Raw genomic sequence first — 11,981 nt, forward strand, 5'->3', positions numbered from 1 at the left:
TTCAGCAGCCAGGGGAAGCCGGTCGAATTCCGGCGCTGACCCGCAACCGTAGGCCCGCCGCCGAGGCGGGCGAGCCGGACCACCTGCGCTGAACACGCAAGTCACGATCGCCGTCGAGGACTACGGCGCGGACGACGGTACGGCCCCGGCACGGGGGCGTACGGCTCCGCGGCCCGCCCTCCCCGCCGGCCGACCAGGGGGCCCACCGGTGCTTCATCTCGTCAGGCGTCGCCGTCACGGACAGCCGCGCGCGTTCACGCTGTTCACGGCGGCCGTGCTCACCCTCGGCACGGCCGCGGCCGGCCTGCTGTCGGCGGCGGCGCCCGCGAGCGCGGACCCGCTCGGCGACTGCACGTCCACCACGGGCGCGATCGTCGCGGTGGACTACGGCCACTGGGGCGGCCCGGTCGTGCGCGGCTGCGACGCGCACCCGACGACGGGGATGAACCTGCTGCACAACGCCGGGTTCACCACCACCGGGACGGTCCACGACGGCCCCGGCTTCATCTGCCGGATCGGCGTCGACGCCTACGACGGCGGCGCCGCGTACCCGACCGCCGCCGAGGAGCCCTGCACGACGACCCCGCTGCCGTCGGCGTACTGGTCGTTCTGGATCGCCCCGCGCGGCCAGGACACCTGGACGTACAGCCCGCGCGGCGCGCTGAGCGACGTGCCGCTGGACGGCGAGGTCGAGGCGTGGGTCTTCGGCCCGACCGATGTCGGCGGCACGACCGGCGGCCCCTCCTTCACCCCGGCCTCGGTCCGCGCGGAGGGCGCCCCCACCACTCCGCCGACCACACCCCCGACCAGCCCGACGGCCCCCGCGGGCACGGCCGACCTGCCGGCCGCCGCGACCTGGCTGGTGGGGCAGCTCACCGACGGCGACCACGTCTACAACGAGAACTGGGAGACCGCCGACTTCAACCGCACCGCCGACGTGGCCCTCGCGCTGGCCGCCGCGCGGGAGCGTAAGGACACGATCGGCGCGATCGACGCCTATCTGACCGCGCACGTCACCGAGTACGTCTGGCCCGAGGGCGCCTCGGCCGCGCCCAGTCCGGCGGCGGCCGCCAAACTCGCCCTGCTCACCGAGGTCCTGGGCGGCGACCCGACCGACGTCGGCGGCCACGACCTGCTGGCCGCGCTCACCGACAACGTCTGCGACGCGGCGGGCAGCCTCGGCTACTGCACGGCGGCCGGTGACTTCCACGGCGCCTTCGCGCCCGAGGCGCAGGCGCTCGGAGTGCTGGCGCTGGCCCGCGGCGGCGTCACCCCGCCGGCCTCGACCGTCACCCGGCTGACCCAACTCCAGTGCAAGGACGGCGGTTTCGCCGGTTCCATGGTCGTCCCCGGCGAGTTCTGCGGGTCGGACGTCACGACCACAGGCGAGGCCGTACTCGCCCTGCGGCAGGTGGCCGGCACCGGCGCCACGCTGGACAGCGCCGAGGCGTTCCTGATCAAGCAGCAGGCGGACGACGGCGGTTACGAGCTGTGCCCGGGCGCGGGCACCGGCGACACCGGGACGACCTCGTCCGCCGCGCAGGCGCTGCTCGCGCTCGGCGACGACGACCGGGCGGCGAAGGCCCGCGCATGGGTGGCGGCCCGGCAGACCGACGACGGCGGCTTCACGGCCGACGCGGCGAGCACCGACCCGGACCTGTACGCCACCCCGCAGGCGGTGTTCGCCGTCACCGGGATCGACCTGGGCCGTTACGTCTACGACCCGGACCAGCCCACCACGCCGCCGACCACACCCCCGACGACTCCGCCCACCACGCCGCCGACGACACCGCCGACGACCCCTCCCACGACGCCGCCGACCACCCCGCCCGCCGGGGCCTCGCCCGACCTGGTCAAGGGCGTGTCCTACCTGGTCGACCGGGACCGGCTGCTCGACGGCCACTACTACGAGTCCTTCCCCGGCACCGGTTTCGCGGACTTCGGTCTGACCATCGACACGGTCTTCTCGCTCGCCGCGACCGGCGGCAACGACGCGGCACTGGAGCGGATCACCGAATTCCTCCAGCACGGCACGGACGGCTCCGGCCGCGGTATCGACGCCTGGACGGCCATCGGCACCCCCTACGCGAGCGGCGGCTCGATCGGCAAGGAGGCGGTCCTCGCCCAGGTCACCGGGTACGACCCGCGGTCGTTCGGCGGCCACGACCTGATCGCCGCGCTGGACGCTCTGGTCTGCGCCAAGGCGGACACCACGAAGGGCTGCGCCGCCGCGGGCAATTACGCCAACGCCCCCTCGGTCTTCTCCCAGTCGCTCGGCGTCATCGCCCAGTCGCGCGCGGGCGACGACGCCAAGGCGGCCGCGCCGATCGCCTACCTGGAGAGCCTCCAGCTGGCCGGCGGCGGCTTCCCGAGCCTGATCCCGTCCAACGGCGAGCCCGAGGTGGACAGCACGGCGATGGCGATCATGGCCCTCGACCTGGTGCCCGGGAACGCCGCCGCTCAGGCGGTCGCCAAGGGCGCGGCCTGGATCGCCGGGCAGCAGCAGGCCGACGGCGGCTTCCCCGGCGCGGCCGGCGACTCGGTCAACTCCGCGGCCCTGGCCGTCCAGGGGCTCAGCCTGGACCCGGCGAAGTACGCCGAGCAGATCGCCGCGGCCCGCGCCTTCCTGGCCCACGAGCAGAACTCCGACGGCGGCTTCCGGGTCGCCTCGGACTCTTCCTCGACCGAATCCGACGTGCGCGCCTCGGCGCAGGCGGTCGGCGGCAGCGTCGGCACGTCCTTCGGGACGCTGCTGCGGGACCTGCGCGACCAGAAGGCCGCGGCGGCCGGGGCGGCGTACCTGGTCAAGCAGCTCGGCGGCGGTGACCACCTCGCCAACTCCTACGGCCCCGACTACGGGCTGAGCGCCGACCTCGCGCTCGCGCTGGCCGCGGCCGGCGGTCAGGACACCGCGCTGACGAAGGTCACCGGCTACCTCGCGGACCACGCCGCCGACTACGCCGACCCGGCGGGCACCTCGGCCTACCCGGGCCCGTACACCGGCGCGGCGGCCAAGCTCGCGGTGCTCGCGGAGGTCACGGGCCGGGACCCGCGCGGCTTCGGCGGCTTCGATCTGATCGCGACGCTCACCGGCCATGTGTGCGCCGCCGCGACCGACGACGGCGCCTGCACGGCGCCGGGCGACTTCACGCAGGCGTACTCGACCGTGTCGCAGTCCCTCGGCGTACTGGCGCTGGCCAGGGCCGGAGTCACCCCGCCGGCCGCGGTCGTCACCCGGCTCACCCAACTCCAGTGCAAGGACGGCGGTTTCTCCTCCGCGCTGTTCACGCCCGGCACCGACTGCGTCTCCGACGTGGACACCACCGGCTACGCCGTGCAGGCGCTGACGCTGGTGCCCGGACAGGACGCCGCGGTCGCCGCGGGCCGCGCGTACCTGGTGAAGTCGCAGCAGAAGGGCGGCGGTTACCCCGGCGCGGCGGGCGTCAACGCCAACTCGACGGGCCTGGCCGTGCAGGCGCTGCTCGCCACCAGTAAGGGGCGGCCCGAACAGGCCCGTACCGGGCAGGAGTTCCTGCGGTCGACGCAGAACACCGACGGCGGCTTCCGGATCACCACGGAGGCCGGTGACTCCGACACCCGGTCCACCACGCAGGCCGTACCCGCGCTGGCCGGGACCTCGCTGACCACGCTGGTGCAGGCGATCGCTCCGGGCGACGGATCGGGCTCCGGCTCGGGCGGGGCCTCGAACGGCGGCTCCGGCTCGGGCGGTACGTCGGACGGCGGGTCGGACTCCGGGAACGGCGGCTCCGGCGGCGGTTCGCTCGCCGCGACCGGCACCGACGCACTGGCGCTGGCCGGGCTCGCGGGCCTGCTGCTGGCCGCCGGCGGCACGGTCGTCGCGGCCCGGCGCAGGGCGGGGACGAACGGGAGGCACCAGTGATCCGAGTGCGACGGCGTACGGCCGGGGACCTCACGGCGCGGGCCGGGGGTCAACGCCCCCAGCGCGCAAGGCGGTTCGCCGCAGTGCTCGCCCTGCTGCTGACCGCCGTGCTCGGCACGGCGGTCGCGGGCGCCGGGCCGGTCGCCGCGGCGCCGCTGCCGATCGGCCGGTGCACCACGTCCTCGGGCGTGGTGCTGGCCGTGGACTTCAGCCACTGGGGCGGCCCGCTGCTGCGTTCGTGCGGCTCGACCCCCACCACCGGCTACGAACTGCTCAACCAGGGCGGCTGGCAGACCACCGGCACCGCGCACGACGGTCCGGCCTTCATCTGCCGGATCGGGTACGGCGGTTACCAGAGCGGCAAGCAGTACCCGGCCCCGGCGCAGGACTCCTGCGTGCTGACCCCGCCGGCCACCGCCTACTGGTCGTACTGGCACGCCGACCCCGGGCAGAACTCCTGGACGTACAGCCGGCTCGGCGCGATGAGTTACCACCCCAAGCCGGGCAGCGTCGATCTGTGGATCTTCGGCGCCACGAACATCCAGGGCACCCAGGGCCGGCCGACGTTCTCACCCGACACCGTACGGGCGCGCAACACCGCGCCGACGGACAGTGGTTCGGGGTCGGGGTCGGGGTCGGGGTCGGGGTCGGGGTCGGGGTCGGGGTCGGGGTCGGGGTCGGGCTCCAGCGGGGGCTCGGGGTCGCATCCCACGACGAAGCCGCCGACCAAGGCGCCGACCGCCGGTGCCCCGGCGACCCACCCGGCCGGAAGCGGAGCCGGGGCCTCGCACGCCCCCGGCTCCCCGGCCACCGGCACCCCGAACCCGACCGCGACCGCCCCGGCGGCCCCGACCGCCTCGGGCTCGCCGACCGCCGCCGGGGCCACGCCGACCGTCGGGGCCGGCGCGTCCACGGCCGCCGTCTCCCCCGGTCCCACCGAAACGCCGGACGGTTCGTCGTCGTCCCACCCGGCCGTCGTGGACGCGGCACCGACCGCCGCGGCCCACCACTCCTCGGGCTCGGTCCTGCCGTTCGTGATCACCGCGGTCGTCGTCGCCCTGATCGCCTCGGTGACGGTCGTCCGGGTACGGCAGCGCCGGCGGGCGGAGTAGCGGTGCCGACAGCCGCCGACGGCCCGGCCAGGGCGGTCCCGCCCGCCGGGTCCGGCCGCAGGCTGCCGCGCACCCTGCACCCGGTGGCGTGGTGGATCTGGGGCATCGGCCTGGCCACGGCGGTCAGTCGGACCACCAATCCGCTGCTGCTCGGCCTGGTGCTGGCCGTCCTCGGCTATGTCGTCTCCGAGCGGCGCACGGACGCGCCGTGGGCCCGCGGCTTCAAGTACTACCTGTGGCTGGCCCTGATGGTCATCACCATCAGGGTGGCCTTCCGCTGTGTGTTCGCCAGCGGCATCACCCCGGCCGACCACATCATGTTCTCGCTGCCGCACATCCCCACCCCGCACTGGTACGCGGGCATCCAGCTGGGCGGCCCGGTCTCGCTGGAGGCGACGCTCTCCGCCGCGACCGACGGACTGCGGCTGGCCTGCCTGCTGTGCTGCATCGGCGCGGCCAACACCCTCGCCAACCCCAAGCGCGCGCTGCGCGTCCTGCCCGGCGCGCTGTACGAACTCGGCGTCGCCGTCACGGTGTCCATGAGCGTCGCGCCCCAACTCGTCGAGAGCGCCCAGCGGGTGGCCCGAGCGCGACGACTGCGGGCCGACCGGGCCAAGGGGCTGCGGGCGCTGCGCAGCGTCATCATCCCGGTGCTCGAAGACGCCCTGGAACGCTCGCTGTACCTCGCCGCCGCGATGGACTCCCGCGGCTACGGGCGCGCGGGCACCGCCACCCGTGCCTCGCGCCGGGCCACCGGGGCGCTGATGCTGCTGGGCATGCTCGGCCTGTGCACGGGGGTGTACGGGCTGCTCGACGGCACCACCCCGCGCTCGCTCGGGCTGCCCGCGATGCTCGCCGGGTCGCTGCTGTGCTGCGCCGGGCTGGCGCTGGGCGGCCGCCGGGTCCGCCGTACCAGCTACCGGCCCGACCCCTGGCGGACGCCGGAGTGGGTGGTCGCCGGGTGCGGCTGCGCATCCGCGGTCGTGCTGTTCGTCACCGTGGGGTACCAGGCGAACGACCTCAACCCCTCCCTCTATCCGCTGAGTTGGCCGTCGCTGCCGCTGCTGCCCGCCGCCGCGGTGCTGCTCGCCGGGGTCGCCGCCTTCGCCGCGCCACCACCCGTCCGTACACCCCGCGGCCCCGGTTCCGGCGCGGGTCGGCCTGCCCCCGCGCAGACCCGCGGCACCCGGAGCGACACCCCGAGCGAGGCCCTACTGTGATCCGATTCGACCAGGTCAGCGTGGTCTACGACGGCGCCGACCGGCCCGTGCTGCGCGAGGTGGACCTGCACATCGAGGAGGGCGAACTCTGCCTGGTGGTCGGCAGGACCGGCGCGGGCAAGTCCACCCTGCTCGGCGCGATCAACGGCCTCGTACCGCACTTCACCGGCGGCACCCTCGCGGGCCGGGTGACCGTCGACGGGCGTGACACCGCCCACCACCCGCCGCGTGAACTCGCCGACGTGGTGGGCGTGGTGGGCCAGGACCCGCCCGCCGGCTTCGTCACCGACACGGTCGAGGAAGAACTCGCCTACGCGATGGAGCAGTTGGCGATCCCCGCCGATGTGATGCGCAAGCGCGTCGAGGAGACCCTTGATCTGCTGGGGCTCGCCGAGCTGCGGCACCGGGCGCTCAGCGAACTGTCCGGCGGGCAGCAGCAGCGTGTCGCCATCGGCTCCGTCCTCACCGCCCACCCCCGGGTGCTGGTGCTGGACGAGCCGACCTCGGCGCTCGACCCGACCGCCGCCGAGGACGTACTGGCCGCCGTGACCCGGCTGGTGCACGACCTCGGCGTCACGGTCGTCCTGGCCGAACACCGGCTGGAACGGGTCGTGCAGTACGCCGACCGGGTCGTCCACCTGGCGGGCGACGGCACGGTGAGCGACGGCCCGCCCGCGCACGCCTTCCGTACGGCGTCGGTCGCGCCTCCCGTGGTGGACCTCGGCCGGCTCGCGGGCTGGGACCCGCTGCCGTTGTCGGTACGGGACGCCCGGCGGGCGGCGGCTCCGCTGCGGGAGCGGCTGACCGCGCTGCCCGTGCCGGCGCCGCGGACCGCGCGGGTGCCGGCAAAGGCGTCCGGGGAGGCGTCCGGGGAGGCGCTGCTCACGGCGCGGGGCGTGGTCGTCCGTTACGGCGAGGTCGTGGCCGTCCGCGAGGTCGACCTCGAACTACGGGCCGGGCAGGTCACCGCGCTGATGGGCCGCAACGGCTCGGGCAAGTCCTCGCTGCTGTGGGCTCTGCACGGGGCCGGGCCTCGGCAGGCGGGGACGGTACGGGTCGCCGGGGCGGAGAGTCCCGGCGCCGCAGAGGCCACGGAGAAGCGCGGAACGTCCGCGCGGCGCTGGTTCGGGGCGCGGCGCGCGGACGGCGCCGGGCCGCGGCGGCGGCTGGTCGGGCTGGTCCCGCAGACGCCGACCGATCTGCTCTACCTGGAGACCGTGGGCGCCGAACTCGCCCAGGCCGACCGGGAGTCCGACGGTGTCTCCGCGCTGTCCGCGCGGCAGATCCTGGACCGGCTCGCGCCCGGGATCGCCGACGGGTCCCATCCCCGTGACCTGTCCGAGGGGCAGCGGCTCTCGCTCGTGCTGGCCATCCAGCTCACGTCGGCTCCGTCGGTGGTACTGCTGGACGAGCCGACCCGCGGCCTCGACTACCAGGCCAAGCACGCGCTGATCCGGATCGTGGACGCGCTGACCGCGGAGGGCCGCGCCGTGGTGATCTCCACGCACGACGTGGAGTTCGTGGCGGCGAGCGCGGACCGGGTGGTCGTGATGGCGGAGGGCGAGATCGTCGCCGACGGGCCGACGGCGGAAGTCATCGTCGCGTCACCGGCGTTCGCGCCGCAGACCGCGAAGATCCTGGCGCCGCTGCCGTACTTGACGGTGGATCAGGTCGAGGACGCGCTCACCGGCATGACGACGGAGGACGGACGGTGAGCGCGGCGACGACTTCCCGGGTGCCTCCGGCCGCCGCCGGGCGTACGACGGCGGTCCGGATGCACACCATGGCCGTGGTCGCGATCGTGCTCGCGGCCTTCATCGGACTGGTGGCGTTCTTCTGGCCGTTCGTCGTGGCGCCGGGGCGCTTCGGCTCCTCGTACGCGCCCCCGCTGATCTTCGGTGTGCTGCTGGTCCTGGTCCTGGCGGTGGTGTTCGCGGAGATCGCCGACGGCGGCATCGACGCGAAGGCGCTGGCGATGCTGGGGGTGCTCTCGGCGGTCAACGCGGCGCTGCGGCCGCTGGGCGCGGGGACGGCCGGGGTGGAGACGGTGTTCTTCGTCCTGGTGCTGGCCGGGCGGGTCTTCGGGCCGGGCTTCGGCTTCACCCTGGGCTGCACCTCGCTGTTCGCGTCGGCGCTGCTGACGGGCGGGGTGGGGCCGTGGATGCCGTACCAGATGTTCGGCTGCGCGTTCGTCGGAATGCTGGCGGGGGTGCTGCCGCGGGCCCGGGGCAAGGCGGAGGTGGTGCTGCTCGCGGTGTACGGGTCGGCGTCGGGCTATCTGTTCGGCTTCCTGCTGAACCTGTCCTTCTGGCCGTTCTCCCTCGACCCGCACAGCTCGATCGCGTATCTGCCGGGGTTGCCGTTCACGGAGCAGTGGCACCGGTATCTGGCGTTCGACGTGGCGACGTCGCTGGGGTGGGACACGGGACGCGCGGTCACGAACTTCGCGTGCGTCCTCATCGCGGGTCCTGCGGTCCTGACCACGTTCCGCCGCGCGGCCCGCCGCGCCAATTTCACGGCGCCGGTCACCTTCACGCCTCCGGAGCGGCAGTCACGGACGTGACACCCTCTCACCGACGCGAGCGCCGCGCGGGCGCGCGCCCGGACGAAGGCCCGGCCGCGCCGACCGGGACCGACAAGACCGGTGACACCCCCGAACCAGCGTGAGACCCTCTCACGAACGCAACCTGCGTGCCCTATAGCGAACGTAAGACCCTCTAACAAAAGCGACCCACGCGCCCGTAACGAACGTAAGACCCTCTCACCAACGCGAGCACACCCCGGCCGGACGGACGGTGGCCGCACACCCCGTCACAAGCGTGACACCCTCTCACCGACGCGAGCGCCGCGTTGGCGCGCGCCGACCCCGCCCCACCCCGGGCGGAGCCCTACGCGCGGAGGTCCACGACCACCTTCACGTCGTCCTCGCGCTTGCGCAGGCCCTCCGTGAACTCGGACATCCCCACGCGTCGCGTGATGACGCGGTCCAGCCAGGCCGGGTCCGCCGCGGCCAGCGCCTCGGCCGCCTGCTCGTAGTTGCGGCGGCCCGCGTTGACCGAGCCGAAGAGCACCGTGTTCTCCAGCACCGCCTCCCGGTTGAGTTCGTTCGCGCTCACCGCGACCTGCTGTCCGCCGGGCACGATGCCCGTCAGGCAGACGACCCCCACCGGCGCCACCTTCTTCGTCAGCGCCAGCACCAGCGACCCCACCCCCGTGCACTCGATGACCACGTCCGGCACCACCCCGACATCCCCCACGTCCCCGACGTGGAACGTCGCCCCCAGGTCCGCGACCAGCCCCGCCTTCGGCCCCCGGTCGTCGACGTCCAGCACATGCGTCTCCAGCCCCCGCCGCACCGCCAGCATCGCCGCGAACAGCCCGATCGGCCCCGCCCCCGTCACCAGCGCCACTTCCGGCCGCCAGGAGGAGCGCGTGAAGATCCGTTCGGTCTGCTCCCACGCCTTGGCCAGCACCGACACCGGCTCCAGCAGCACCCCGCGGTCGCCGAGCCGGGGGTCGAGCCGGACCGCGTACTCCGGTTCGATCCGCCAGCGCTCCGAGCCGAAGCCGTCACGTTCCTTGATGCCGCGCTCGGTGTAGAGACCGTTGCGGCAGAAGTCCCACTCGCCGTGCCCGCACGGCCCGCACGGCACCGGATCGGGCCGCCGTACGATCCCCGCGACCAGGTCGCCCGGCGCGAACCCGCTGCCCTCCGGCGCCTCGATCACCTCGCCGAGCGATTCGTGCCCGATCACCAGCCGGTCCCGGCCGGGCGGCGCCCAGCCGTAGCCCTGCCCGAGCACGATGTCCGCGTCCGTGCCGCAGATGCCGAGCAGCCGCCCCTCGACCAGCAGCGCGCCCTGCGCCGGATCGGGCTCGGGGACCTCGCCGACCTCCACCAGGTCGGGCTTGCCGGGTACGACCGTGATCGCTCTCATGCGCGCGTCCTCTCGCCTGTCCGTTCCCCCGTCCGCCTGCCCCGGTACACCCGCCCCGACCACCCGTCAGCCGGCCGCCCGCCGCGGCCCTGCCGGGACGACCCCCTCAGCTTCCCGCCGCCAGCCACGGCCGCTGCCAGTCCGAGTGCCCCCTGACCAGCGACTGCGCCTCCCCCGGCCCCCACGACCCGCGCGTGTAACCGTACGTCCCGGGCGGGCGGTCGAGCAGCGGCTGGACGATCCGCCAGGTCTCCTCGACGCTGTCCTCGCGGGCGAACAGCCGGTGGTCGTCGTTGAGCGCCGAGTACAGCAGCCGCTCGTACGGTTCCAGCGGCCGTCCCGTCTCGCGGCTGAACGTGGTGTCCAGGTGCACGGTCCGCCAGGAGTCGCCCGCCTGGACGGCCAGTTGGAGCCGCAGACCCGGGTCGGGGTCGATCCGCAGCACGATCTGGTTGCCCTCGACCCCGCCACGCCCGGGCAGGAAGGGCAGCGACGGCGGGGTACGGCGCAGCAGCAGCCGTACCTCGGTGACCCGCTCGGCCAGCGCCTTGCCCGCCCGCAGAAAGACCGGCACCCCGGCCCAGCGCCAGTTGTCGATCTCCAGGTGCAGCGCGACGAATGTCTCCGTGGCGGACCCCTTCGCCACGCCCGGGGTGTCGAGATAGCCCTCGTACTGGCCGCGTACGCAGCGCTTCGGGTCGACCGCGGGCATCGCCCGGAAGACCTCGGCCTTCTTGTCGCGCAGGTCGTCGGCGCTGGCACCGACCGGGGGTTCCATCGCGACGAGGGCGAGCACCTGCAACAGGTGGTTCTGCACCACGTCGCGCAGCGTGCCCACCGAGTCGTAGAACCGGCCGCGGTCCTCCACGCCGAAGTCCTCGGCCATGGTGATCTGGATCGCGGAGACGCTTCGGCGGTCCCACACCTCGGCCAGCGCGAGATTGGCGAACCGCAGGTACTCCAGGCCGATGACCGGTTCCTTGCCCAGGAAGTGGTCCACCCGCAGGATCTGCGGCTCGTCGAGCACCTGGTGCAGCGCGGCGTTGAGTTCGCGCGCGGAGGCGAGGTCGTGCCCGAACGGCTTCTCGATCGCGACCCGCGCGTCGCCCAGCAGCCCGGCGCGGCCCAGGTGCGCCACGACCGGCTGGAACAGCGCCGGCGGCAGTTCCAGGTAGTACAGCGTCCGCCGCCGGCCGACCTCGGCGGCCAGCCGTTCGTACAGTTCGTCTCCGGTCACGTCGCCGTGCAGATACGACAGCCGCCCGGCGAACCGGGCGAAGATCTCTTCGTCGAGTTCCTCGCCCGACCCGACGATCGACTCCCGGGCGCGTTCCACCAACTGGGCGAGGGTCATGTCCTCCACCGCCACGCCGAGGACCGGGCAGCCCAGCCGCCCGCCGCGCTCCAGCCGGTACAGCGAGCGGAACGTCATCTTCCGGGCCAGATCGCCGGTGATCCCGAAGACCACCAGCAACTCCGCGGGGGAGTGCCCCCAACCGTCGTCCGACACCTTCGGCCTCCCAGCGCCCCGGCGGAGGGGACATCGGTACGAGCGTCCCCGCCCGCCATTCAACGCGCACTCGCCCGCCCCGACCACCCGAGCGCAGGCCGAGCGCAGGCCGACCGCCGCGCCCGTTCGGACGCCGTCGGCTGGTGGTACGGCCGGGGGCCCGCATGATCGGACGGGACAGGCGGCGGCACCTCCGCCACGGGCGAGCGGACACGGGGTGAGCCGAGGTTGGGCCGGCACGGGGAAGAAGACGGGGAAGAACACGAAGAACACGAAGAACACAAAGGACACGGAGGACAG

7 protein-coding genes are annotated in these 11,981 nt (G+C 74.3%); 5 read left to right on the forward strand and 2 right to left on the reverse strand.

The window, feature by feature from the left end:
• Nucleotides 1-208 precede the first annotated feature (208 nt).
• The 5 genes from OHA30_RS16040 to OHA30_RS16060 all read left to right on the forward strand — a co-directional run bounded on the left by OHA30_RS16040 (nt 209) and on the right by OHA30_RS16060 (nt 8,796).
• Nucleotides 209-3,901: a prenyltransferase/squalene oxidase repeat-containing protein gene (locus OHA30_RS16040; RefSeq protein ID WP_328914521.1), complete on the forward strand. Its 3,693-nt coding sequence runs from the start codon at nt 209-211 to the stop codon at nt 3,899-3,901.
• A gap of 83 nt (nt 3,902-3,984) precedes the next feature.
• Nucleotides 3,985-5,013 carry a hypothetical protein gene (locus OHA30_RS16045; RefSeq protein ID WP_405785574.1) on the forward strand — a complete coding sequence of 343 codons (1,029 nt, stop codon included), beginning with the start codon at nt 3,985-3,987 and terminating at the stop codon, nt 5,011-5,013.
• 2 nt (nt 5,014-5,015) lie between these two features.
• Nucleotides 5,016-6,233: a CbiQ family ECF transporter T component gene (locus tag OHA30_RS16050; RefSeq protein WP_328914522.1), complete on the forward strand. Its 1,218-nt coding sequence runs from the start codon at nt 5,016-5,018 to the stop codon at nt 6,231-6,233.
• Entirely contained in the window at nt 6,230-7,948 is a 1,719-nt protein-coding gene (locus OHA30_RS16055) for an ABC transporter ATP-binding protein (RefSeq protein WP_328914523.1), read from the forward strand. Before OHA30_RS16050 ends, OHA30_RS16055 begins: the two co-directional genes overlap by 4 nt.
• Nucleotides 7,949-8,007: 59 nt before the next feature.
• Nucleotides 8,008-8,796 (forward strand): ECF transporter S component, encoded by a 789-nt coding sequence (locus OHA30_RS16060; protein ID WP_328917880.1) that lies wholly within the window; start codon nt 8,008-8,010, stop codon nt 8,794-8,796.
• Between the two features lie 325 nt (nt 8,797-9,121).
• Here the strand turns inward: OHA30_RS16060 and OHA30_RS16065 are convergent, their stop codons facing one another.
• Complete coding sequence (locus OHA30_RS16065) at nt 9,122-10,171, reverse strand: glucose 1-dehydrogenase (protein WP_328914524.1); 1,050 nt, start codon at nt 10,169-10,171, stop codon at nt 9,122-9,124.
• Nucleotides 10,172-10,277: 106 nt separating this feature from the next.
• Nucleotides 10,278-11,681 carry a glucose-6-phosphate dehydrogenase gene (locus tag OHA30_RS16070; protein ID WP_328914525.1) on the reverse strand — a complete coding sequence of 468 codons (1,404 nt, stop codon included), beginning with the start codon at nt 11,679-11,681 and terminating at the stop codon, nt 10,278-10,280.
• Nucleotides 11,682-11,981: the final 300 nt, after the last annotated feature.

This window comes from Streptomyces sp. NBC_00223 (genome assembly GCF_036199905.1).
Lineage (GTDB): Bacteria > Actinomycetota > Actinomycetes > Streptomycetales > Streptomycetaceae > Actinacidiphila.